The sequence below is a fragment of the Lactococcus sp. EKM203L genome, from assembly GCF_011800585.1.
Taxonomy (GTDB): Bacteria; Bacillota; Bacilli; order Lactobacillales; family Streptococcaceae; genus Lactococcus; species Lactococcus lactis.
Genome location: NZ_JAALEQ010000005.1, coordinates 1 through 24,346, shown reverse-complemented (window position 1 = coordinate 24,346; position 24,346 = coordinate 1). Strand labels below are relative to the sequence as shown.

The window sequence follows — 24,346 nt, the reverse complement described above, 5'->3', positions numbered from 1 at the left end:
TAGGAGAACTAAGATGACTTATAAAACTAGTACTGAAAACAAAGCGTTAGAAATTGTAAATGTTAAATCACTTGAAGGTAAAGTGAAACAAAGTATGGAGGCTGCGGGAAATAAAGGTGCCTTTGGCTATATTCGTGGTGGCTCTGAAGATGAGTGGACACTGAATGAAAATACATCAGCATTTAACAAAAAACAAATTATGCCTCGAGTATTAAGAGGAATTGATTCTGCGGATTTAAGTACCTCACTCTTTGGTATAAAACTAAAAACACCAATTATCCAAGCGCCAGTTGCCGCCCAAGGCCTTGCTCATGAAGAAGGAGAAGTTGCAACTGCTAAAGCGATGGCTGAAGTTGGCTAAATCTTTTCAATTAGTACTTACGGAAGTACATCAGTGGAAGACGCCGCAAAAGCAGCACCAGGTGCACCGCAATTTTTCCAATTATACATGAGTAAAGATGACAAATTTAATGAATTTCTTTTGAAAAAAGCTGTATCAGCTGGAGTTAAGGCGATTATTTTAACCGCTGATTCAACATTAGGTGGCTATAGAGAAGAAGACATTGTCAATCATTTCCAATTTCCTTTACCAATGCCAAATCTAGCTGCTTTTTCAGAAAGTGATGGAACGGGCAAGGGAATCAGCGAAATCTATGCAGCAGCAAAACAAGGTCTTGTTTTAGAAGATATTCAAAAAATTAAAAAAATAACTAATCTTCCTGTAATTGTTAAGGGGGTTCAATCTCCTATTGATGCAGATGATGCCATTAACGCTGGGGCAGACGGTATCTGGGTTTCAAATCATGGGGGACGACAATTAGATGGAGGACCTGCTTCAATTGATGTCCTACCCCTCATCGCCAAAAGTGTTAATCATCGAGTTCCTATTGTTTTTGATAGTGGAATTAGACGTGGGGAACATGTCTTCAAAGCTTTAGCACAAGGAGCAGATGTTGTTGCGGTAGGTCGTCCAGTTCTTTATGGTTTGAATTTAGGGGGAGCCAAAGGTGTTCAATCTGTTTTTGAACACTTAAACAAAGAGCTAAGTATTACTATGCAACTTGCTGGAACAAAAAATATTGAAGAAATCAAACATACCTCATTGATTGACTAATAGTTCAAATAAAAAAGTACCTTATTAGAGGTACTTTTTTTATCCTATTTGATAAAATAGTTAGTTTTGAAAGTTCATTTGATCAATTTTTGAAACAATTTCCTTATCTACCCAAACCGAAACACTTCCATCATTGACATAAAATTCAGCTCCACCATTTTGATCCAGCGTAATAGGTATTTCGTGTCTTCCAAATAAATCTATATAAACTTTACCTGCATACGCCTTATCAATTATCATATATTTTGAGCCACCATTTTTATTAGTTAAAATACATGATAATCCATATTCCTTATTATCTATTTTTAAAATATTTGTCCATCCAATAATATCAGGATGATCAAAATAATCTTTTTCCCTTAAAAACTCAGAGTCCTTACGTAATGCTATCATAGTTCTTAAGTTATCACCTACAGGATTAACATTATGTGAGGGTATTCCATATAAATCTCCCCAAAAGACAGTAGGAGTTCCTTTTTTGCGAAGTAAAATTAAGCTATAAGCGTGCTCTTTAAACCAAGCTGGAATCCAAGATTGAAGAGCCTGTCCTTCTTGAGTATCATGGTTATCAACAAAAGTGACCGAGAGTTCTGGCTGGCTGGCAGTGAGTGTGTGATCAAAAAGAGTACGCATATCAAATTCTCCATTGGTTGAAGAGGCTTCTTTCATATTAAAATGTAGTGGTACATCAAATAATTGTATTCTATCACCGGATTGTTCTAGATAATACTCTAATTTGCCAAGATCATCAGACCAGTACTCGCCAACAATAAAAAGTTTTTTATCCAATTGCTTTGCTCTCTGCTCAAGCCATTTATCAAAATATTTGAAATCAATATGTTTAATTGCATCTAATCGAAAACCATCAATTTTTGTCATTTCTGAAAACCAATGTCCCCATTTTTCAAGTTGTTCTACCGTTTCCGAAACACTAAAATCAAGATCAGCCCCCATTAAATAATCAAAATTATTATTCTCTGAATCTACATTCTCATCCCATTCATGTCCTTCAAATTCAAGAATTTCTTCTTGATTTTTCCTTTCATCATAATCAATTCCCGTAAAGTTGTGCCAGGTCCATATATAATTGTCGTATTTTCCTTGTCTTCCTGGAAATGTAAATTTGGTCCAAACTTCAACAGTTTTATTATTTTCGATGTTATGAAGATGATTATCTTCTGCTTTAATATCAGCTTCAATAGTTTCTGTTTCATCAGCACCCATCATGTGATTAAAAACGATATCCGCATACACTTCAATATTGTTGTGGTGTAGTGTATTAATTAAATCAAGATATTCATCTTTAGTCCCATATTTTGTAGGAATTGTCCCTTTTTGATCAAATTCCCCTAAGTCGAATAAATCATAGGTCCCATAGCCAACATCTTCAACTCCAGAAGCTGCCTTGGAAGCTGGAGGTAACCACAATCCTGAAAATCCTAACTTTCCTAAGTCAGGAATATTCTCTTTTATATTATTCCAGTGCTGAGAATCTGAGGGTAAATACCATTCAAAAGCTTGAAGGATTGTTTTCATAAAATCATTTCTCCTTTTTCAAATTGATACAATTCTTTTCTAAAAACTAGCGCTATTAATAATTAGTATACACAAAAAGGAATCTGAAGGACAGCAGAATGTTTTAGAATTAATTAGAATATTCAAAAATATAATACTATCATCATTGGTGAATGTATTTTTTGTAAGACGATATTTTTGAATATTCTGAAATTTAGTCATACAATGAATTTATACTGAATTGAAAGGAGTTAGAACATGAAAGAAATTTCTTACAGCAAAATACTCTTAGTAGCTAAAAATGCACATCTTTATTTTTTCGATTCCTTAAATAATATTGATGTAATTTCAGGACGCCGATTAGTCCATTTTATAAAAAGTGATTTGGGAAAGCATCGGCTTGCCCGTTATCAGCTTATTATATTTTTAGATTCTGGTTTTAAAGCTAACTATCCTAATATTATAAAGGATTTTACCGAGGCAAAGATGATTCTATTTTTTTGGAATCATTTGACTCAAAAATATATTGATTTGCTACACACCTCTAGAGAAATAGGAGTAATTGATTCCTACTATAGTTTTGACCCTATTGAAGCAAAAAAATATGGGCTCTATCATAATTCTACTTTTTATACTCCTTGTATAAATTTACCTCTTCAAATACCAGATTATGATTTGTTTTTTGGAGGAAATGATAAAGGAAGAACTCAACTTGCGCATGTTATTTTAGATAAATGTGCCAGTTTAGATATTTCAATATTACTTTATATCATTAATGGAGAAAAAGGTTTTAAAAATAAAGGATATTTACCCTATCCAAAATTTTTAGAGTTCTTAATTAATAGTAATGGTATTCTTGAAATTATGCAAGAAAACCAGACAGGTTTGACCTTGAGAACAATGGAGGCTATTTTCTTTAAGAAAAAATTAGTTACAACAAATAAAGCCATCAAGCATTACCTATTTTATCATCCTGATAATATTTTTATTTTAGGAGAGGACTCAATAGAGAACTTATCTAATTTTTTGGAAAAAGACTATCATCCGCTAGAACATGATAAAATCAATTTTTTTGAAAGCAAAAACTGGTTTGACAGATTCTTATTTCCTGAAAAAGAATTACTGAATATTGAATATCGTGATAGTTTACTGGATGGTTAAAATGTTCAGCAAAATTACTAATGACCAAATCAAAATAAATAAAAAGACGTCAAAATAGATGTCTTTTTATCATTATATTAATAATCTAAATAACTTTTATATACTATGAAAATGACAAATCGTCTTGTATATTTCATAAATTTTAATACTAGTCTTGGAAACCCAATCTTGAACATGTTATACTGTAAGAGTATAAAAATTAGGAAATGGTGTATTATGTCAGCTATTAGTTTTATTGCTGTGATGATGATTGGTGTTATCGGGGCAAATATAATCAAAGAGTTTTTTCCACAAATTTCAGAAACTTTTATCTTGATTGGTGTGGGCCTTATTTTGAGTTTCCTACCAGAATTTCAAAATTTTGAATTGGAGCCAGAGTTTTTTATGATGTTAATCATTGCTCCATTAATGTTTTATGAGGGAAGTAAAACTTCATTAAAAAAAGTACGGAAAAATTTCAGAGGAATATTTTTTCTATCAATTACTTTAGCAGTGGTGACTGTACTTTTAGTAGCAGTGCTTACGAATAATATAATGGGTAGTTGGATTTTCTCTTTAGCTATCTGTTTTGCAGCAATTGTAACGCCAACAGATGCAGTTGCTGTAAAATCAATAATTTCTGGAAAGAAAATGCCCGAAGGGGTTAATGAAGCAGTTGAATTTGAATCTTTATTTAATGATGCAACAGGGTTAGTTTTACTGAGCTTAGGATTATCTGTTTTAGAGAGTGGGCATTTCAGTATTTGGGAAGGACTTGGTCGCTTTATATTTGTCTCAATTGGTGGAATTATAATTGGTTTAGTTGTCGGTGCTCTACTGGTACGAATTAGGACGGCAATCAATCTCAGAGCAACTCGGCCAGAAGCTACCATAATTCCTATTTCAATTCTGACCCCCTTCTTTATTTATTTGTTAGCAGAACATTTTGGAACTTCCGGTGTTTTAGCTGTAGTTGCTGCTGGGTTAATTCATAATTTTGAAGGAGATATGCTCAAACTGACTTCAACAAATGTTCAATTAACGAATAATACAATCTGGGAGATTTTAAGCGATATTCTGAATAACTTTGTTTTCATTCTCTTGGGTGTAAGTCTATTTGGAATTTGGGACATTTTTAAATCACTTGGTTGGAAAGAATCAATTGTTCTATTTTTGATAAGCGTTTTAGTTTATTTACTTATGTTATTCATAAGAAAATTTTGGACTAATAGAAAAGGAAATAGATCAATCGAACACTTTTTCTCTGATGTAAAAGAAGAGCGTAATAGTGATTCAACAATTTTTGCTTTGTCAGGAGCCCATGGAACAATGACATTAGCAATGGCTTTCTCTTTACCTTTGAATACTAGTATTTTGAGCAACGAGAATAGGGAAATTATTATTACAATGGCCGCTATTGTTATTCTTTTAAGTCTTATTGTACCAACACTGATTCTGCCAAAATTATTACCGGCACTTGGAGGTGAAAGTACTGATAATATAAATCAGGTTCGTAACGATATGGTTGATTATGCGATTCTTCATATGGTAGAAGAAATTGAGGATAGTAAAGTTCGTAGTAGTCTTACCAAACAACTACAATCACAAAAAGGATTACAAATCCCTGACCACACTAAGAGTAGTAAATTAATGGACGAGATAATAAGTTGGCAGGAAACATTACTTGATACAACAACTATAAAAGCACAATTTTCATCTAAAGTTATTGACTATTTTAGAATTTATCTAGAAAACAGTAGTAAACATTCAACTAGTAAGAAAATAAGACGATTATTCTCCAAAAGACGACGTGGCAGAAGAGTAGATTCAGTAGAAATGCAAGAATTTGCGACAATAAGAACTGATATAAGCCGACTAGAAAGCAGTTTATATCAACAAACAATCGAAAAATTAAGTTCTCTTGAAAAAGAGCGATTAGAAAATAAGATAACTGACTTTAGTGATATTGAAGAAGTAAAACATATTTTGGAAAATAGACATTACCGTATTCGTAACGAAATTCAAGAAGATACAATTATTCCAAACGAATTACTCATAGAGGCTTTTCAACTTGAATATCAATTTATATTGAACCAGGTAAAAACTGATGTAATTTCTAAAGAAACAAGTAATAAACTTTTTAAAGAGATAAATAATGCTCAAGTTTTACAATTACAGAAACAATAAAAAGCCTATTGAGGCTTTTTTCTAAAGTAACTAAATATATTACCAATAAAGTTGATTCGCATGGTTCATAGCAACGATAAACGATTATGTTCCATCAAACAGCCGTAGGATCATTACCCTCTTTATTAGAACTCAGTTGATTACTGGTAATTATCAATTCTATTTGCTAGAATATGCTTGTGTTGGACAAGAGCTTATGATGTTGGAGTGTCTTTATTATTTCATTGATAATAATAAAATCAGTCTGTAACAAGTAATGGATGCCTAATGAATTTACAAAAATTTAAAAGATTGTTGCTAGAGAAATTGATACATGGAGGTAATGATAGATGAAATTAATACTATCATCAATTTTGTTAGGATTCGGTGGATTTGATCCAGTGGGAGCAGTGCTTATAATGGCTGCACTAGCAAATGGAACAAAGAAAAAACAAGTATATTTATTTTCTTTGATGACTCTACTTTCCACGGTTGTTTTCGGATTAATATTTTCATACGGTACTAGTATAAGCTTGAATTATTTTATAGATATAATGAATCATATTCCAGATATGGCTTATGTATTTACCGGTTTTTTGATATCCATTGTATGTGTAGCTTGGTTTATAAGATCTACCTTACTAAAAGGAAATAAAGAAAGAGTAGATGATCAGAAAGAATCGAAATTTATGAAATTTGCAAAGAGAAGTATGCCACTTGCAGGTTTTATTTTTGGGTTTTGGGCTATGTCAGATCCGACTTTTTGGGCAGTGGTTGCACTAAGTGCAAAAGAGGGGAATATACTATTAACAATATTATGTTTAACAATTTGGATGTTGTTAGGACAGATTCCTTTATATACTTTAGTAGTATCATTAATATTTAATGTCTATGAAAAATTGATTAAAATAGCAAGTAGTTATTTAGATAAAAATAACCGAAGAAAAAAATTAAGTAATGTCACTAGAATAATAATATCATTATTTATATTAGGTATTGGTATTTATTTTTTTATTGATTCATTGGTATATTTACTAAAAGGGATTTGGTTATATTAGTTTATATATTATCGTGAATTAATATAAAACATGTTTAGTGTTTGATAAACAGATTATAATCTAAGTTTATCTAATCACTTTTATAGTTTAGTCGCAAAATATAGAAGTTTAAAAGAAGAATAAGGCTTTTGGTCATATTCTTTTTAGTGTCCAATTTACTATGTTCATACTGAGCAATTTTTAATAACAAAATATAGGGGAGTGATAAAATAGAATGAGAATATGAAAACTCCTACAAAAAATATTAATTTAGAAAAAGAGGAACAGCTGTGAATATTGAAGTTTTACTTGAAAAGAAAGAACAAATACAGGTTAAGATTTTACGTCAGTTGTTCCTCAAACATGATAAGCTAACTGCGCAGGAACTGTGTGATTGGGTAAACCTCTCTCGACCTTCAGTTCAGAGTTATTTGGAGGATATATCTTATATAGGACGGATGATTGGGAAACCCATGGAAGTTATTCGTCAGAACAATAAACTCGTTCTAAACATGTCGGAATCACAAACCTTAGATGAAGTCATCAGTTTTTTAATCCAAGATAGTGTCAAATATCGCCTGATTCTCTTATTTTTAGAACAAAAAAATTACATGATTTTTGAATTAGCAGAACTCTTGCTACTCAGTGAATCTACTTTGTTTCGCAAAATCAAAGAACTCAATAAACTTTTATTGGAATTTGATATTCAAATCAAAAATAATAAATTGATCGGAGAAGAAAGTCAAATTCGCTATTTTTACTATCTGCTATTTGATTCGCTTCATCCTAAATTTCGACCAGATTTGCTGCAAGTCACTAAATTTCAGGTTGAATTTGTACGGCAACTTGAAGAAACATTAAAAGTAAATTTTTCCGAAAGTAGCAAAGATAAACTTTATCGGTGGTTGGCAATCACAGAAAGAAGGCGGAAACTTACAGATATCCAAATTACTAAATCTTTAGAAATGAAGAAAATATACCAAGATGACCATCTCTATCAACTATTGGATTCTCTTTTTTATCAACATATTTATGATAATCAGAGCAAGGATAACTGTGAGACAATTTTTTTCTACGGTTTTCTCCAATCTTTTTTCATTCTAGATAAAGAAAGTTATTACCGTTTTGATATTTATCGCAGTAAAAAAATTCCAACTGTTCTCTTGAATATTTCTTTAAGAGAGCGAATGTTAAACCACTATCGTCCCCATCGTTTAGGTTTCGAAGAGGAGAAATCCATCAGTTATCAGTTAGCTCAAGTAAACAATAAATTCACCTTTTTCCAAGGTAGCCTCTTTACCAAAATTCAAGAAGATTTGATGCTACATAAACAAAACTGGGTCGATAAGAGTTTTCAAGATTTACTCGATAACCTCAAAGATATTGCTTTAAGTTATATACCCAAAGAGCAGGATTTGCCAGAACTCATCTTTGGTTATCGCAATGCCTTGATGCTGCTGGAGCTCTTATCTGCTCAACAATTGACGGTGGCTTATGATTTGTCTGATACACCTGCCTATCAAATCCCGATGGAACACTATCTGAAAAATCACCTCAGATCTGTTGAAAAGATAAAATTAGAGCATTATCAAGAAAGCCAGAGTTATGATCTACTTATCTCAAGTAAAAGAAATGACAGTCGAAAGTTTGTCTATATACTTTCCGAGTTTTCCAGTGATTATGATTTTGAAGAGTTATTGTCGCGTATTGAAAACTTAAAAAAAGAAAAATTTCAAAAAAAAGCAATTTTGAATTAAGAATGAAACACGAAAGAGGGGTGCTCTCCTCTTTTTTTATGTTTTCACGTGAATATTATTTTACATTTATGAATATATTACTGCGGTCCCATTATTTAGCATTTTCTCACTGAATTTATTACAGAATAGATGAAGAATTAAGAATAGCAACTCAAATAAGTTTAAAATTAAATTGGGGTAGAGACTCCCTCTCTCATTATTTCTTAGTAAGCACAAACTGCCCAAATTCAAGTAATTTTTCTATGCGAATCTGTTGTTTATTTTCGACTGCCAATTTTTTTTTGAATTTGATAAAAAATGAAAGTTTCTATTCGTTTTAAAATACTATAATATAAATCATAGAAAACGTTTACAAAGGAGAAACAACATGACAGAAACTTCTTACATTATGGCAATTGACCAAGGTACAACAAGCTCAAGAGCTATTATATTTGATAAACATGGTAAACATATCGGCAGCTCCCAAAAGGAATTTACACAGTACTTTCCTAAAGAAGGTTGGGTGGAACATGATGCCAACGAAATTTGGAACTCTGTTCAGTCTGTTATCGCAGGGGCTTTTATCGAGTCGGGGATTAAGCCTGTACAGGTTGCGGGTATCGGTATTACTAATCAACGTGAAACTACCATTATATGGGACAAGAAAACAGGAAAACCAATCTATCATGCTATTGTTTGGCAATCTCGTCAATCTGCCGATATTGCCAATGGTCTTAAAGAAGCAGGACATGAGGAACTCTTCCATAAAAAGACAGGACTTATTGTCGATTCATATTTTTCAGCCACAAAAATTCGTTGGATCCTTGACCATGTCGAAGGAGCACAAGAGCGTGCAGAACGCGGAGAGCTCCTCTTTGGAACCATCGATACATGGCTCTTGTGGAAGTTGACAGATGGTGATGCACACTATACTGACTATTCTAATGCCAGCCGTACCATGCTCTACAACATTCATGAGTTGAAATGGGACGAAGAAATCCTGAAAATTCTTAATATCCCAGCTTCAATGCTTCCAGAAGTCAAGTCCAACTCAGAAGTTTACGGCGTGACTAAAGGTTTCCATTTCTTTGGCTCTGAAGTACCAATCTCAGGTATGGCAGGGGACCAGCAAGCTGCATTATTTGGTCAAATGGCCTTTGAACCTGGAATGATTAAAAATACCTATGGTACAGGTTCGTTTATCGTCATGAACACAGGTGAGAAACCACATATTTCGAAAAATAATATGCTTACAACGATTGGTTATGGCATTAATGGAAAAGTTTATTACGCCTTAGAAGGAAGCATCTTTGTTGCGGGGTCCTCTATCCAATGGTTACGTGATGGTTTGAAAATGTTGGAACGTGCCAGTGATTCCGAAGAAGTGGCACTCCAGTCTAGGAGTCAAGATGAAGTTTATGTGGTGCCAGCTTTTGTCGGCCTTGGTGCTCCGTATTGGGACCAAGAGGCGCGTGGTGCGATGTTTGGCTTGACACGTGGAACAACAAAAGAAGATATTGTGAAAGCAACCTTACAAGGGATAGCTTATCAAGTTCGTGATGTAGTCAGCACCATGAAAGAAGATACAGGAATTGATATGTCTGTGCTCAAGGTAGACGGTGGCGCTGCAAACAATGAATATTTGATGCAGTTCCAAGCTGATATCTTGAATATCCCAATCCAACGTGCGGGAGATTTGGAAACGACAGCACTTGGTGCAGCCTTCCTTGCAGGACTTGCCGTTGGTTTCTGGAAAGACTTAGAAGAGCTTAAAGAATCCTATGAACCGGGCAAAATTTTCCAAACTCAGATGCAAGAAGAACGTAGAGAAGAACTCTATGCCGGTTGGAAAAAAGCCGTGAATGCGACACGTGCTTTCAAATAATAATCAATCAGACAGTAATCTAAAAGGAGAATAGAAATGGCTTTTTCTAAAAAAACAAGACAAGAAGCAATCACAAAAATTCAAAATGAAGAGATGGATTTACTCGTTATCGGAGGAGGGATCACTGGTGCTGGTTTGACATTACAAGCGGCGGCTGCTGGCATGAAAGTTGCTGTACTTGAAATGCAGGATTTCTCAGAAGGGACATCCTCACGCTCAACAAAACTCGTGCATGGTGGCATCCGTTACCTCAAAAACTTCGATGTCGAAGTCGTTTCCGATACAGTTTCAGAACGCGCTGTTGTTCAAGGCATTGCGCCACATATTCCTAAGCCAGATCCGATGTTACTTCCTATCTACGATGATGAAGGCAAGACAACGTTTGATATGTTTTCTGTGAAAATTGCGATGGATTTGTATGACCGTTTGGCCGGTGTGGATGAAGATTCGCCATATGCCAACTACACTATCTCACCAGAAGAAGTCCTGCGCCGCGAGCCACTCATCAAGAAAAAAGGTTTGCAAGGGGCTGGAGTCTATCTTGACTACCGTAACAACGATGCCCGCTTGGTGATTGATAACATCAAAAAAGCTGTGGAAGACGGTGCCCAAGCCATAAGCAAGATGAAAGTGATTGATTTTATCTATACGGATGGACAAATTTCTGGTATTCGTGCGCGTGATTTGTTGACAGATCAAGTCATTGAAGTCAAAGCTAAACTTGTGATTAACACAAGTGGACCTTGGGTAGATAAGATCCGTTACCTGAACTTCACTCGTCCCATCGTGCCCAAAATGCGTCCAACAAAAGGTGTCCATCTTGTAGTAGATGCGGCCAAATTGCCTGTACCACAACCAACTTATTTTGATACAGGCAAACACGATAAACGCATGGTCTTTGCCATTCCACGTGAAAATAAAACTTATTTTGGTACGACAGATACGGATTATCATGGCGACTTTACCGATCCAAAAGTAACTCAAGAAGATGTAGATTACCTCTTGGATGTTATTAATTTCCGTTACCCAGAAGCAAATATTACGATTAATGACATCGAAGCTTCATGGGCAGGATTGCGTCCATTGTTAGGCGGAAATTCTGGATCAGACTATAACGGCGGTGATAATGGTGCGGTCTCTGAAACCAGCTTTAACGCTGTCGTTGAGGCGGTGCTCCGCTATAAAAATAAAACAGCAACAAAAGCCGAAGTGGAGTATTTGTTGAACAATATGGAATCAAGCCTTTCCGAAAAAGGAGATGCACCATCTTCCGTTTCTCGTGGCAGCTCACTTGAACGCGAGAGCGATGGTTTGATTACTTTAGCGGGTGGTAAAATCACGGACTACCGTAAAATGGCGGCAGGTGCGATGGAGCTTATTTGCCAATTGCTTGAGGAGGACTTTGGTTTGAAATACGAACCTATTGACTCTAAAAAATACCAAATCTCTGGTGGCGAATTTGACCCAACTAAAGTTGAAGAAGTTGTTGCTGAAAACATGAAAGTTGGTGTCGCTGCAGGTCTTACAGAAGAAGAAGCAAAATACATTGCTGACTTTTATGGTATGAATGCACTCCAAGTCTTTGCCTATGCTTCTGAAATGGAAGCTTATGAAGGCTTATCTCTAGCCGAATCCGCACGTCTTCGCTATGCGCTTGAGGATGAAATGATCTTAACACCAGTGGACTACTTGCTTCGTCGTACCAACCACATCTTGTTTATGCGTGAAGGAGTAGATGCTATCAAGGTACATGTTGTCAATGCCATGGCGGACGACCTTGGCTGGTCTGCAGAAGAAAAGGCAGAACAAGAAAAAGCTTTGGAAGAAGCACTTCGTGAATCGGACTTGTCGGATTTGAAGAAGTAAAAAATGCAAAAATGATTGAAACAAATAAAAAATAGAAATAAGGGGTCAATATGCACTCAGAAATGGTACAGCTACTTGGTGAATTTTTAGGAACATTTATCTTAATACTTCTTGGTAACGGGGTCGTTTCAGGCGTTGTCCTGAACAAAACGAAAGCAACAGGAGCGGGTTGGGTTGCTATCACTCTCGGTTGGGGATTTGCAGTAATGATGGGGTTTACATTTCTGGATTTATGTCGCCAGCCCATTTGAATCCAGCAGTAACAATTGCAATGGCAATGATTGGGAGCTTTAGCTGGAGTTTGGTTCTTCCTTATATTATTGCGCAAATGCTTGGTGCAATGGTAGCCAGCATTATCCTCTACCTAATGTTTTACCCTCACTATGCTGAAACAAAGAATCCAGCAGATATCTTGGGCACGTTTTCTACAGGTCCTGCCATTCGCCAGACGAGTTCAAACTTAATCAGTGAGATTGTGGGAACAGCAGTCTTAACGACAGGTATTCTGGCCTTTGGTCAATACGCAATTACGCAAACTTCAGGTGTTTCACCTCTTTTAGTGGGTGCTATCATCACAGCTATTGGTTTATCACTTGGTGCAACAACAGGATACTCTTTAAATCCCGCACGTGACTTAGGTCCCCGTATCATGCACGCTATCTTGCCTATCAAAGGCAAAGGGGATTCAGACTGGTCTTACGCATGGATTCCTGTCGTAGGTCCAATCATTGGAGGTAGCTTGGGCGCCCTTCTCTTTAACATGGTTATTCAATTTGCAAGTAAATAAACTGAAATAATATACAAAAAAAGAGTTAGACAAAGTTCTAACTCTTTTTATTAAAAATAAATGAGCCATAAGAAAAAATTTTCTATAATCAAAGTCACAAAATCAATTGAGAAAAAATTTAATTCAAATATAATTATTGATGATTATGGAAAGTCTGCCCAGCATGTTTAAGTGTTTCCTACTTGTACTTGATTTCTACTGTTAGATTATACAACCTGGTATTGGTAGTTATCTAAGGCCATTCCATAGATATGTTTGATGATTACAATATAGATGTTCTGTAAGGGGGGATATATTATTTAGTTGTGCATGTCATATATTTTTTTATTTCGAATATGGGAATATTGGAGGATTCCTTTAAAATGATTCAAAATAGAAGCTAAAAAACCACTTGAAAATTTTAGTGGTTTTTTTTGAAACAATTCTTCATATATTCAATTGAAATTAATTATTCAAGAGCAGAGTAATACAATTACACAAATTCTTCATACTCATTAGGATCTTGATTATCTACCCTGCCATTTTCTTGTTTTAAGGCTGTGATTTTATTAATCTCTTCAGAAGAAAGTGAAAAATCAAAAATATCTATATTTCTTCTTTGGTGTTCTGGAGAAGTTGCTTTAACAATAGGTATAATACCTCTTTCAACTTGCCATCTTAGAATGATTTGCCCAGTATCCTTACCATATTTTTGAGCTATGTTTTGAATCAGGCTTTCCTCAAGCTCTTTACTACCTCGGCCTAAAGGGCTCCATGCCTCAGTTAAAATGCCATACTTTTTATTAATTTTTAATAGCTTTTCTTGAGGCCAGTAAGGGTGAATCTCATTTTGATTAATTGCTGGTATAACACCAGTTTCTTGAATTATTTTGTCGAGATGGTCTTCCTCAAAATTAGATACCCCAATTGATCTTACAAGACCCCTTTTTTTTGCTGCAATTAGTGCTTTCCAAGCTTCAACATAATTATCTCGCTTTGGTAGTGGCCAGTGGATCAAGTAAAGATCAAAATAGCTCAATCCTGTTCGTAATAAAGACTCTTCAATCATCTTCAAAGCATCTTCAAAATGATGATATTTACCAGGTAGCTTAGTTGTCACAAAAAAATTTGATCGAGGGATGCCAGAACGACGAATTGCCTCTCCAACTGCTCCTTCGCTATCATAATTAGTTGAGGTATCAAGTAAACGATAACCGCTTTGTATAGCCGTTAAAATTTGCTCCACCCCTTCATATCCACGAATCTGAAATGTTCCTAACCCTATTTTAGGAATCAAATGTCCATCATTAAGCGTATATTTTTCTTGTTCAATCATTTTCTTGTTCTATTTTCCTTTCTGATTGTTTAAGTTTATGAATATTATGTCAATAATACTAAACTTTTGCAGGTTTTCAAAGTTAATCGAATATCTAATCGTTAACTGTATAGTACAAAGTTTAACGTAACTATACTCAATTGTGAAATAATATGTTTATTATTGTTTTTCCAATAAGCTTTACCTCTATTGTATAAGTTTTATCATACCAGGAGCAAATCTTTGATGCAAATTTAGATATTAAAAAAAGATTTTTAAAACATGCGATTTGATGGTAGCATATAATATTATCGTGCTTAAAAAATGAGAGATATAATAAAAATTAGGGTTAAGTAAAGGACATTATTCAGTTCTTTAATAGTCTTTCTGAGATAGTTGAAGCTAAATATAGTATTAATAAATTATAAAATAAGTCATATCATTTGAATGCGCTTTCTAATTGTGTTAGATTTGAGTTAGATCATAAAATGTATTCTAAAGAAAGAGGTGGCTTATGATTTGGTCATTAATTGTTGGTGCATTAATCGGATTAATCGCTGGTGCGATTACAAATAAAGGAAGTTCAATGGGCTGGATTGCTAACATTTTAGCAGGGTTAGTTGGATCTTTTGTGGGTCAAGCATTACTTGGAACTTGGGGACCTTCGCTAGCTGGTATGGCATTAATACCATCCATTGTTGGAGCAGTGATTGTGGTTGCTGTAGTTTCTTTCTTTTTATCTAGAATGAATCATTAGATCTTAAGATTTTAAGATCTAGAAAGGAGGAATTTTGGCAACTGGAAAGAAAATAATACTAATTATCCTTGATCTCCTTTTACTTACACTTGTTCTACCAATGACTTGGGATTATTACAATTTCATGGAATATGATTGGATGACAACGACCTCTAGTAACATTCCCTTCATAGGCAAATATATGACAGACTATTTGTTTTGGGGGAACATCGTTTTAACAGTCATATTAATTCTCGCCTTGATTGTAATCCTTTTTTACCCTCTAACCTATATGGATGTACAACTCACTTCAAATAATGGAGATTTAACTTTAAAAAAGTCTGCCATTGAAGGTTTTGTAGGTGAAAAAGTAAAAGAAAATGATTACCTTAAAAACTCAAAAATTACTGTTTCACTTTTTAAAAATAAGATAAAAATTGATATAAAAGGTGAGATTATTCCTAGAGTTGAAGTGGCACAAAAAGCCCAAGTTCTGGAACAGGAAATTATTGAAGGGTTAAAAAGTTTCTTTGGATTGGAACATACAGTTAAACTTAAAGTAAAAGTCAATACATTAAGTAAAGACGATAGCCCTAAACGACAACGTGTTATATAGGAGGGATCAATGGATTATCTCGAAAAAAATCGATACCCGATTATAGGAGGAATCGTAGGTGCACTCATTGCTCTGTGTATCTTCACTATTGGATTTTGGAAAATGATTCTGGTTTTATTTTTAATTGGATTAGGAATTTATATTGGTCTATTTTTAAAGAGGACAGGAATCATTGATCTATTTATAAATCGTAAATAACATTATAAAAGGAGAATATTATGGTACAAGAAAACATGAAAGCATTTGGAACAATGGCAGAAAAAGAAACTCCTAAAACAAAGGAAACCCAACCAGAAATTAAGGGGGCTTTGACTTATGAAGATAAAGTGGTGCAAAAGATTGTAGGACTAGCATTAGAATCAGTGGATGGACTTCTTTCCGTAGAAGGTGGCTTCTTCTCAAACCTAACAGGAAAACTTATTAATACTGATGATGTTACAACAGGCGTTGACGTAGAAGTTGGTAAAACACAAGTTGCAGTAGACTTGAAAGTAGTTACAGAATATCATAAGAATGTGCCTGATATTTATGAAAAAATTAAAGAAGTCATTCGTAAAGAGGTTGCGGCAATGACAGAATTAGATGTTGTTGAAGTTAACGTAACAGTCACAGATATTAAAACGAAAGAGCAACAAAAAGATGATGATGTAAGTATTCAAGATCGAGTGACTAGTGCGGCTCAAACGACTGGAAAATTCACCTCTGAACAAGTTGATAAAGTAAAAGACAAAGTAGAAGACAGTACAGATAAAGAAGCTAGAGTTAAATAAATTTCTAGATAAATCCTGATGAACAAAGGCCTCTATTGTGAGGCTTTTTTAGTAAGTTACTTCAATTATATAGTTTTTTATTTAGATAGAAGTATCAAGTCAATAGGTCTAAGGAAATCTTTCATGATAGACTATATCGAAGCAGTCGAATAATATTATGAAAATATTAACTGAGCTTACCATTGTCTTAACAATACCAACAATTACTTACGGGTTTTGGGGAAATCTCAAGTTGCCTTTTCAAGTCGTCCATTATCGTTCGTTATTTGTAGTGGTTGTTTCGCTTCTAATCAGTGTATTAGTTTGGTACTGGTTAAAAAAGAAAAAAACTTTTTAGAGAAATTTATAAAATTATAGAAAGAAGAAGGAAAAACTATGAAAATTGGCCTAGTAAAAGCAAACTTCCCAGGAGAGAGACGAGTCCCACTTCTACCAAAAGACATTAAAGATTTTAAAAATGAAATATTAGTAGAGGAGGGGTTTGGAAAATTTTTAGATATTGATGATCAAGAATACATTGATAAAGGATGTCATATTTTATCAAGAGCTGAGGTTTTTTCGGAATCAGAGGCAATCTTCTCACTAAAACTCATCCAGCCTACTGATTACCCTTATCTTAGAGAGGGGCAGATGATTATAGGGTGGACACATCCTTTTGGTTCAGGACGATTATTCATGAAAGAGCAAGCTCTACCTAAAAAGTTAATTGTAGTAGATTTAGATAGTAATTCACCTTGTATTTATTATGAAAATGAGATATTTGAATCAGGTATTCCGAAGGGACTTTTATATAAAAATAGTTTTTACGCAGGCTATGCAGGTGTCCTTGATGCTTTATTGCAATATGGATTTATTCCAACTGAAGAGACAAAAATAGCTATTTTAGGTTCCGGAAATGTTGCACAGGGGGCCTTTAGTAGTATCTCAAAATATTCCTCAAACATCCGAATGTATTATCGAAAAACAATGTCCATCTTCAAAGAAAATTATACAAAGTACGACATCATCATCAATGGAATTGAAATTGGGAAAGAGGATGATCCAATTTTAAGCTTTTCAGAACAAAAATCATTGAAAAAAGGGACTTTTATTATTGATGTAGCAGCTGATGCTGGAAATACTATTGAAGGAACGCATTTTACTAGTATGGATGACCCCATCTACGAAAATGATGGAAAATACTATTATGTTGTTCCTAATACTCCATCACTGATCTACCGAAATGTGAGTCAAGATTTAAGTAAGATTTTGAGCGAGAATATCTTTAGTGAAGATTGTTCACGATTTTTAAGTATTAAATCTTGAAGAAACAATTATATTTCTTTGAGTATTAATTCCATTGCCGCAGCAGCAATAGTAGCAAAAAATATATTAGCTCATTCTATCACCAATTACATTAAAATAAGCTTTATGCATAATAAAATGTATGTAAAAAATTGACTGTCGCAATTAGGTACTTTTTGTTTACTAATTTATATAAAAAAAGCTTGTACAAAGCGGATTGGTATTAATAACATATAAAATAATTATGGTCAGTCAAAAACTCATCTTGCAATGAATAGCAAGATGAGTTTTTAATATAAATCAGATCTATTTTGATGAACGAAGTTTAAAAATTCATCCAACATAGGATTATTATTTTCTTGAAAAGCATAAACCAAATTTTGTGAACTTTTCTCTTCGTTCAAATTTAAAAATTTTACACGATATTTTTTTGATAAATAACCATTATCCATGCCTGAGTAAAGAAATGAAATCCCTTCTCCAAGTGATGTTTTAGAAAGTCCCTCATCTAAATTCTTAACATAATAATTAGCTTTTGCATGAAAACCATGTTTCAAACATTGATTGATTACATAATCAAATACCAGAGGGGATTTATTTCTTTCAATGAGAATAAGTGTTTCATCAGTTAAATCAGAAAATTGTATTTCTTGTTTTGATGCTAATCTGTGATTATTTTGAATGGCTACTTGTAAATTATTATTTTTATATAAAGAAGTTTTGAGCACATCATTATTAGAAATATAATTATCTAAATTAAGTACCAAATCATACGTCCTGTTCAATAATCCATCATTTAGCTCCATGGGAGAACCTTGTTCAATTATAAATTTTACGTTTGGGTATTGTGTTTTAAACTGCTCTATTAAATCGTACAATTTACTAAAGTCAAAATTGGTTAAACATCCAATTTTAATTGATGCCTTATTGTTCTTGTTAGGCCCTTCAGGATCAAACATCCCTGATATAGATTCAATTTGATCTAAAACATCTCTAACTTTCACCAGTAATTGTTTACCTTCTGGGGAAAGGATTATATTATTTGTGTTATTGCGGTTAAAGAGTGTTACCCCTAACTCTGACTCTAATTCTTGAATCCTTCTGCTTAAAGTTGGTTGAGAGATAAATAAATTTTGTGAAGCTTTTGTGAAGCTGTTCTCAGTTGCTACCTCAACAAAATATCGTAGAGTTGATAATTTCATCTGGCCTCCGATCATTACTAGAATATCATAAATGATCCCTAAAGTCATATGGTAAAAGGCAGAATAATTAGTTTAGAAGAGGAAGTTGAAGATAAGAAGTAGTAATACCTCCAGTATGCAAAATGTGAATCCCTCCATTATCAGGTGTGCAACCAGGTGTGCCTGGCATTACTGAGCCGAGTTCATCCTTTGAACTTATAACGATTCTAAGCGTTTCATCTTTATCATATGAAAGACCGATTGGGCTTAAGACAATATCAAGTTCTACTATTTGTTTCTCAGAGAGTTTTTCAACTCGATCAAAACTATAAGCAGGGATTTCGTCAGTTGAATGTTCTACATCAAGATGGCGCATTGAAGCTCTTAACCTCCCCCAAGCACCTTTATATCGGAGTGCTGAGGCACCATTTTGGGTAAAGTCTTGCAATACTGCACCGTGATTAGGTACAACAAATTCACTTAGTACGTTACCAAATTTATCTAGTTTTTGTAGCCACACAAAAACATCCATATCATTATAATTTTCAACTTCCATGTATAATTTGAGCTTAGGATAACCTACAAACGTAGTTTTCTTATCAAAAGTTTTCTGAAAGGAAATTTTTCCTGGCAAACTTTGAGTATCGTATCGTAATACAACATCCGTTTTCCCCGCATTATCTTGCAGAGTTCTAGTAAGTGGATTAAAGAAGTATTTTGTATTTGAGGTTTCTGAGGGTGGGAATGTGCCCGTTGAGATATCGTTAGTATTATTTCCTTGAAAATCTATTAATGAATAACGAACTTGTGAAGTTTTATTCCAACCATTGTCTTTATCTAATAAGTAATAATCAAAGAAACGACGCAATTCTTCAACATTATCTTTATCATAATAGTATGGCCATTCTTGCTTATCGTGAATTCTCAACCATTTTTCTTTTGAACCTAAGTTTCTCCAAGAGCGGAAAGTCCCCATCGTATGAAGTGTATTAGAATAACTTGCAATGACAAAAGCAGGTACAGTAATTTTTGATGTATCAGCCACTTTATCTTTCCAAACTTCAGCAGTGGCTAAAGGATAGCAGTCCATCTCTTTTACTAAATTTTCACGCTTCGCTCCTTTTGCACTTACATGATTAACTTGTAATCTCTCAATGAAGTTTTTATCGGGAATTCCTCCAACAAAAGCCAAATCTCTATAACCATCTGAGAGTCCTTCAGTAGGATTAATGCAAGTAAGGTGAGGAGGCTGTTCAGCAGCTATATACCATTGAGAAAAGGCAAGATAAGAGGTGCCAGTAAGTGCTGTTTTACTATTACTCCATTCTTGACTAGCAATCCATTCAATTAAATCATAACCATCTTGGGCTTCTTGAGACCCTACCATAGTGGTATTCCCTTCACTATGTGCAATCCCTCTCATATCCGGATTGCATACAGCATACCCATGTGCACACCAATATGAAGGATCTGGTGCTTCAAATTTTGTTAGACCAGAATTCCATGCATTTCCCATACCAAGCATATTGAAGAGATTCTTATAGCGAGGTGCAGTCCCAGCACTCTTACCATAGGGACTCCAAGCAATAAGTGTCGGAACTTTTTTACAGTTATTTGGTAAGTATATGTCTGTATAAATTGTTACACCGTCTCTTAATTTCACAGGGACATCTTTAAGCATTTTGATATCACAATCCAACGGTTTAAAACCTTCAGCAATAAGCGTTCCTTTCTTTAATAAAATTTCTTTAGGTTCAAACTTACTTAACACACCATGTTCTATACCATTATCGACATAATCGAAAGAACGACTAAATTTCATTTTATCTGTAATTTTCACAACCATATTTGGCCTCCAACTTTTATTTTATAAGCTTATTATAAGTGGTGTACCGGTACTTGTAAAATACCAATTATGAATAATGTTTGTAAATATAAACTCGGTATTCAATTTTTGAATAGTGCTAAGAAAAATTGCAGAAAAAGGTTCAAACTTTCTGACAAAAACTTAATCTCTAAAATAAGTCAGTATTAAGGTCGGTATTAGAGTCGGTATTGTATCTACAAAAATTAATCAAATTAATATGAGAAAAAGCAAACTTTTTCGGAAAGATATACCAAAAAATGAGAGAGCGTTATTATTTTAATCGTTAAAAATAAGATAAGAATCTTTCGTATCAAGGAAGTACTCGGAAAGTCCCAATCTATCTTTGGTACTTTAAAGAACTACTTAGAGAAAATCTATTTATATTTTTTATTAAATTCAACAAATCTAAATAATTTAAAATACTAAAAAATGACTGCATAATTGTAGTCATTTTTTTAAATATAATTTTTTACTCTTTACTTTCGGCTATGAGATTGCTCTCATATCTTATAGTACCATTAAGTACATCATTATAGAACTTTTGCTTATTATCAATATATTCTATTGAATCCTCAACTGTTTTAAGTTTAGCCAAAAGCTCTTGTTTTTTCTTAGCCAACATAATTTTTCGTTCATTAATTGTATCTTGTCCCTTAAGGCAGTATTCCAAGTATTGTTGCATTTCTATAATTGACATTCCGCACTGTTTTAAACATGAAAGACTATTAATCCAATCTACATCATGCTTACTAAAAACTCTATAATTATTTTTATCTCTTTTAACATTAGGAATCAATCCTTTGTTGCAATAAAATTTGAGTGTATCATATGTCATATCACATAAATCACAAACTTCTTTCATAGTATACATAAAAAAATCTCCTAAAATAATATTTATTACTTGACCGGGTGTTACACACGAGTAGTATACTTAAATAGTACCAGAAATTAATAATATAAACAAGGAGATGTGATATACACTTATTTATATTATTAGGTATTTTAATTATAATGACCTCATCAGCTTGGGGACATTAAGTAAAGTGGCTTGCTATATTAGGTCAATCAAAATGAACGGAGGGCGATGTGAATAATCAAATATTGTTTATTAATTCAAGTCAGCACCTGAACGGAAATACAGTCCAGATGGGGATGAGACTTCTAAAAAAATATGATTACAAAACTTTGAGCTTAATAAATTATAAAGTCGGATTTTTAGGGCAAAGTGATAATAATGATGAGTTAGACAAGATATTTACTGAAATTAAAAATAGTAAAGTACTAATCATTGGAACTCCAGTTTATTGGCACTATATGAGTGGTGCATTAAAAACGTTCATAGATAGAAGTTCTGAAAGCAGTCTGGAAAATCCCTTCAAAGGGAAACATCTATACTTTTTCCTCCAAGGTTCAGCTCCGACTGAACTTTCAAAGGAATTAATCCTCTACACTATGGGAAGATTTGCAACTCAAACAGAAATGATTTGGGAAGGTGCAGCTACTAATGAGAGAGAATTGCATCTATTAAAAGTCAAATTTGAAAAAAATAACAGAATTTAAGAAAGTGAGATAAAAAATGAAAACATTTAAATTAAACAATGGGGTAGAAATTCCTGTATTGGGTTTTGGAGTCTTCCAAATTCCACAGGAACAAACGAAACAAGCTGTATTAGATGCAATTGAGGTAGGTTATAGACACATTGATACAGCTCAATCTTATTTTAATGAAGAAGAAGTTGGTGATGCTATTGCCGAAACCATTGTTCCTCGAGAAGACTTATTTATCACCACTAAAGTATGGCTCAGTAACTATGGATATGAGAATACGAAAACTTCTATTAAAATATCACTAGAAAAAATGAAACTTGATTATCTTGATTTAGTATTACTTCATCAACCTTTTGGGGATGTATTTGGGAGCTATAAAGCACTTGTAGATTTGCAAAAAGAAGGTAAAATACGAGCTATTGGTGTATCTAATTTTAATGAACTACGTTTAGCAGATATTATTGCTTTTCAAGATACTGTACCACAGATAAATCAAATTGAAATCAATCCGTTTCATCAAAGAGAGGAGGATTTGCAAAACGCTTTATCACGTGGGAATGTACAATTAGAGGCATGGGCACCATTTGCAGAGGGGAAAAATGGCATTTTTAAAAATGAAATTTTATTAGCTGTTGGCAAAAAATACGGCAAAAGTCCCGCACAAGTCATTTTACGTTGGTTATATGAACGAGGGATTGTCAGTCTTGCTAAATCAGTAAAGAAAGATCGCATGAAACAAAATATTGATATCTTTAATTTCAGCTTAACATCAGAAGATAAGGAACAAATTGGTACTTTACAAACATCTGGTAGCCAGTTCTTTGATCATGATGATCCCAAGACTGTAGACTTTTTTGAAAAACTTGTTAAAGAACGAGAAATTTGATATATAAATCAATATAAAAATATATTTTTTACACTCATCGAACTTATTGGAAGCATTGTCTCCAATATTATTGCAGTAGTTAGTCTTGTAGTTGTACTCATTAATAAACTAATAGTTAGTATTAACTTTTATATGGTGCTATACTTAAATTTATGAGATCACAGTCTCTGTTGTGGAATAGAAACCAAAATTGGTTTCTATTTTTGATTACTATTGTAATTTCGAATTAAAGTGATATACTTAGCTCATGGGTGGTTTAGCGAAAGCACCACACCTTCATCATTAGCTGCTCAATTGTGAGTAGCTTTTTTAAAATAATGTGTAGTGATAAAGAATTAAGTCGCTAATAAGAGTGAGGAATGTCTAACGAATAAAAATAAAGAGAAAAAAGCGATTATAAGCTTACTATTTTTTGGGTTTGTAGTAAGCATATTAGTTATATACCTAGTAATAAGTTTTCTGATGTGAGAAAAATTTTGAGTTCTGTTCATAAAAATCCTTTTTAGTTAAATAATTATTGAACTTTAAGGGTTAAATTGACTTTAACTGATATTAGTGTTATACTTGCGAAGCGGGATGGAGCAGTTAGGTAGCTCGTCGGGCTCATAACCCGAAGGTCATAGGTTCAAATCCTGTTCCCGCAATATTTTAAGGGCTTTAGGGAGCCCTTATTTTTCTTATATAGAACTCACCCTTAAGTAGTAAAATTTTTTCGTTAAATAGGCAAAGCCTAGATTGGAAGTGAAAAATGAAAACAGGAGATAAAATTACATTATCTAATGGGGAACAAGCAACAGTCGTTTCTGGAGATGTTAATCTCTATAAGAATGCATTAATTGTAGAATTAGAAAACCATGATGTCAGAGTTGTGGATAGAGAAACCTTGACACTTGCTAAAGCAAATCCTCATGAAAATCT

The 24,346-nt window shown here is 33.6% G+C and carries 19 protein-coding genes, 1 tRNA gene and 3 pseudogenes; 18 read left to right on the top strand and 5 right to left on the bottom strand.

Annotated elements, in window-relative coordinates; translation table 11 throughout:
• Nucleotides 1-13 precede the first annotated feature (13 nt).
• Nucleotides 14-1,114: pseudogene (locus HFD15_RS09465) on the top strand (lactate oxidase).
• A 60-nt stretch (nucleotides 1,115-1,174) separates the two neighbouring features.
• Here the strand turns inward: HFD15_RS09465 and HFD15_RS09460 are convergent.
• Complete coding sequence (locus HFD15_RS09460; RefSeq protein WP_017864530.1) at nucleotides 1,175-2,650, bottom strand: alpha-amylase; 1,476 nt, start codon at nucleotides 2,648-2,650, stop codon at nucleotides 1,175-1,177.
• Nucleotides 2,651-2,887: 237 nt separating this feature from the next.
• Here HFD15_RS09460 and HFD15_RS09455 point away from each other — a divergent pair, with 237 nt between their 5' ends.
• From HFD15_RS09455 to HFD15_RS09425, 7 genes and pseudogenes are all read left to right on the top strand, one after another.
• Nucleotides 2,888-3,790, top strand: coding sequence for a hypothetical protein (locus HFD15_RS09455; protein ID WP_058208365.1), 903 nt, complete (start codon nucleotides 2,888-2,890; stop codon nucleotides 3,788-3,790).
• A gap of 216 nt (nucleotides 3,791-4,006) precedes the next feature.
• Nucleotides 4,007-5,956 (top strand): sodium:proton antiporter, encoded by a 1,950-nt coding sequence (locus HFD15_RS09450; RefSeq protein WP_058208366.1) that lies wholly within the window; start codon nucleotides 4,007-4,009, stop codon nucleotides 5,954-5,956.
• Between the two features lie 329 nt (nucleotides 5,957-6,285).
• Nucleotides 6,286-6,993 carry a hypothetical protein gene (locus tag HFD15_RS09445; RefSeq protein ID WP_058208367.1) on the top strand — a complete coding sequence of 236 codons (708 nt, stop codon included), beginning with the start codon at nucleotides 6,286-6,288 and terminating at the stop codon, nucleotides 6,991-6,993.
• Nucleotides 6,994-7,262: 269 nt separating this feature from the next.
• Nucleotides 7,263-8,729 carry a helix-turn-helix domain-containing protein gene (locus tag HFD15_RS09440; protein ID WP_025017083.1) on the top strand — a complete coding sequence of 489 codons (1,467 nt, stop codon included), beginning with the start codon at nucleotides 7,263-7,265 and terminating at the stop codon, nucleotides 8,727-8,729.
• 367 nt (nucleotides 8,730-9,096) lie between these two features.
• Nucleotides 9,097-10,593, top strand: coding sequence for a glycerol kinase GlpK (glpK, locus tag HFD15_RS09435; RefSeq protein WP_003131019.1), 1,497 nt, complete (start codon nucleotides 9,097-9,099; stop codon nucleotides 10,591-10,593).
• A 36-nt stretch (nucleotides 10,594-10,629) separates the two neighbouring features.
• Entirely contained in the window at nucleotides 10,630-12,459 is a 1,830-nt protein-coding gene (gene glpO / locus HFD15_RS09430; protein ID WP_058208368.1) for a type 1 glycerol-3-phosphate oxidase, read from the top strand.
• A gap of 50 nt (nucleotides 12,460-12,509) precedes the next feature.
• Nucleotides 12,510-13,246, top strand: a pseudogene (locus HFD15_RS09425) (MIP/aquaporin family protein).
• A 472-nt stretch (nucleotides 13,247-13,718) separates the two neighbouring features.
• Here HFD15_RS09425 and HFD15_RS09420 read toward each other — a convergent pair.
• Nucleotides 13,719-14,561 (bottom strand): aldo/keto reductase, encoded by an 843-nt coding sequence (locus HFD15_RS09420; protein ID WP_003131024.1) that lies wholly within the window; start codon nucleotides 14,559-14,561, stop codon nucleotides 13,719-13,721.
• Nucleotides 14,562-15,054: 493 nt separating this feature from the next.
• Between HFD15_RS09420 and HFD15_RS09415 the strand changes: the two genes are divergently transcribed.
• The 6 genes and pseudogenes from HFD15_RS09415 (at nucleotide 15,055) to HFD15_RS09390 (ending at nucleotide 17,967) form a co-directional block, all read left to right on the top strand.
• A complete protein-coding gene (locus tag HFD15_RS09415) occupies nucleotides 15,055-15,297 on the top strand; it encodes a GlsB/YeaQ/YmgE family stress response membrane protein (RefSeq protein WP_003131025.1) in 243 nt (80 codons plus the stop codon).
• A 34-nt stretch (nucleotides 15,298-15,331) separates the two neighbouring features.
• Entirely contained in the window at nucleotides 15,332-15,892 is a 561-nt protein-coding gene (amaP, locus tag HFD15_RS09410) for an alkaline shock response membrane anchor protein AmaP (RefSeq protein ID WP_003131026.1), read from the top strand.
• A gap of 9 nt (nucleotides 15,893-15,901) precedes the next feature.
• Entirely contained in the window at nucleotides 15,902-16,090 is a 189-nt protein-coding gene (locus tag HFD15_RS09405; protein WP_010905844.1) for a DUF2273 domain-containing protein, read from the top strand.
• A gap of 20 nt (nucleotides 16,091-16,110) precedes the next feature.
• A complete protein-coding gene (locus HFD15_RS09400) occupies nucleotides 16,111-16,662 on the top strand; it encodes an Asp23/Gls24 family envelope stress response protein (protein ID WP_003131027.1) in 552 nt (183 codons plus the stop codon).
• Nucleotides 16,663-16,795: 133 nt separating this feature from the next.
• Nucleotides 16,796-16,999: pseudogene (locus HFD15_RS09395) on the top strand (CorA family divalent cation transporter); the annotation flags it as partial.
• Between the two features lie 38 nt (nucleotides 17,000-17,037).
• Nucleotides 17,038-17,967 (top strand): N(5)-(carboxyethyl)ornithine synthase, encoded by a 930-nt coding sequence (locus tag HFD15_RS09390; protein WP_023164174.1) that lies wholly within the window; start codon nucleotides 17,038-17,040, stop codon nucleotides 17,965-17,967.
• A 269-nt stretch (nucleotides 17,968-18,236) separates the two neighbouring features.
• Here the strand turns inward: HFD15_RS09390 and HFD15_RS09385 are convergent, their stop codons facing one another.
• The 3 genes from HFD15_RS09385 to HFD15_RS09375 all read right to left on the bottom strand — a co-directional run bounded on the left by HFD15_RS09385 (nucleotide 18,237) and on the right by HFD15_RS09375 (nucleotide 21,865).
• Nucleotides 18,237-19,148, bottom strand: a complete 912-nt coding sequence (locus HFD15_RS09385) for a LysR family transcriptional regulator (protein WP_010905843.1) — start codon at nucleotides 19,146-19,148, stop codon at nucleotides 18,237-18,239.
• Nucleotides 19,149-19,215: 67 nt separating this feature from the next.
• Complete coding sequence (locus tag HFD15_RS09380; RefSeq protein ID WP_167593605.1) at nucleotides 19,216-20,973, bottom strand: CocE/NonD family hydrolase; 1,758 nt, start codon at nucleotides 20,971-20,973, stop codon at nucleotides 19,216-19,218.
• A 490-nt stretch (nucleotides 20,974-21,463) separates the two neighbouring features.
• Nucleotides 21,464-21,865 carry a MerR family transcriptional regulator gene (locus HFD15_RS09375; RefSeq protein WP_023189244.1) on the bottom strand — a complete coding sequence of 134 codons (402 nt, stop codon included), beginning with the start codon at nucleotides 21,863-21,865 and terminating at the stop codon, nucleotides 21,464-21,466.
• A gap of 215 nt (nucleotides 21,866-22,080) precedes the next feature.
• On the opposite strand from HFD15_RS09375, the gene HFD15_RS09370 reads away from it, so the two are divergent.
• The 4 genes from HFD15_RS09370 to HFD15_RS09355 form a co-directional block, all read left to right on the top strand.
• Nucleotides 22,081-22,554 carry a flavodoxin family protein gene (locus HFD15_RS09370; RefSeq protein ID WP_029343960.1) on the top strand — a complete coding sequence of 158 codons (474 nt, stop codon included), beginning with the start codon at nucleotides 22,081-22,083 and terminating at the stop codon, nucleotides 22,552-22,554.
• Nucleotides 22,555-22,570: 16 nt separating this feature from the next.
• Nucleotides 22,571-23,428, top strand: a complete 858-nt coding sequence (locus HFD15_RS09365) for an aldo/keto reductase (protein ID WP_023189246.1) — start codon at nucleotides 22,571-22,573, stop codon at nucleotides 23,426-23,428.
• Nucleotides 23,429-23,998: 570 nt separating this feature from the next.
• Nucleotides 23,999-24,072, top strand: a tRNA-Met gene (locus HFD15_RS09360).
• Between the two features lie 104 nt (nucleotides 24,073-24,176).
• On the top strand, nucleotides 24,177-24,346 hold a 170-nt coding region (locus HFD15_RS09355), incomplete at its 3' end, for a bacteriocin (RefSeq protein WP_167595008.1).

Bases quoted from the DNA above. Each gene is read 5' to 3' on its own strand.
- glpO (WP_058208368.1), top strand. From the start codon at position 10,630: ATGGCTTTTTCTAAAAAAACAAGACAAGAAGCAATCACAAAAATTCAA.
- HFD15_RS09415 (WP_003131025.1), top strand. From the start codon at position 15,055: ATGATTTGGTCATTAATTGTTGGTGCATTAATCGGATTAATCGCTGGT.
- HFD15_RS09400 (WP_003131027.1), top strand. From the start codon at position 16,111: ATGGTACAAGAAAACATGAAAGCATTTGGAACAATGGCAGAAAAAGAA.
- HFD15_RS09375 (WP_023189244.1), bottom strand. From the start codon at position 21,865: ATGTATACTATGAAAGAAGTTTGTGATTTATGTGATATGACATATGAT.
- HFD15_RS09455 (WP_058208365.1), top strand. From the start codon at position 2,888: ATGAAAGAAATTTCTTACAGCAAAATACTCTTAGTAGCTAAAAATGCA.
- HFD15_RS09405 (WP_010905844.1), top strand. From the start codon at position 15,902: ATGGATTATCTCGAAAAAAATCGATACCCGATTATAGGAGGAATCGTA.
- HFD15_RS09380 (WP_167593605.1), bottom strand. From the start codon at position 20,973: ATGGTTGTGAAAATTACAGATAAAATGAAATTTAGTCGTTCTTTCGAT.
- HFD15_RS09445 (WP_058208367.1), top strand. From the start codon at position 6,286: ATGAAATTAATACTATCATCAATTTTGTTAGGATTCGGTGGATTTGAT.
- HFD15_RS09390 (WP_023164174.1), top strand. From the start codon at position 17,038: ATGAAAATTGGCCTAGTAAAAGCAAACTTCCCAGGAGAGAGACGAGTC.
- HFD15_RS09450 (WP_058208366.1), top strand. From the start codon at position 4,007: ATGTCAGCTATTAGTTTTATTGCTGTGATGATGATTGGTGTTATCGGG.
- glpK (WP_003131019.1), top strand. From the start codon at position 9,097: ATGACAGAAACTTCTTACATTATGGCAATTGACCAAGGTACAACAAGC.
- HFD15_RS09385 (WP_010905843.1), bottom strand. From the start codon at position 19,148: ATGAAATTATCAACTCTACGATATTTTGTTGAGGTAGCAACTGAGAAC.
- HFD15_RS09460 (WP_017864530.1), bottom strand. From the start codon at position 2,650: ATGAAAACAATCCTTCAAGCTTTTGAATGGTATTTACCCTCAGATTCT.
- HFD15_RS09365 (WP_023189246.1), top strand. From the start codon at position 22,571: ATGAAAACATTTAAATTAAACAATGGGGTAGAAATTCCTGTATTGGGT.
- HFD15_RS09420 (WP_003131024.1), bottom strand. From the start codon at position 14,561: ATGATTGAACAAGAAAAATATACGCTTAATGATGGACATTTGATTCCT.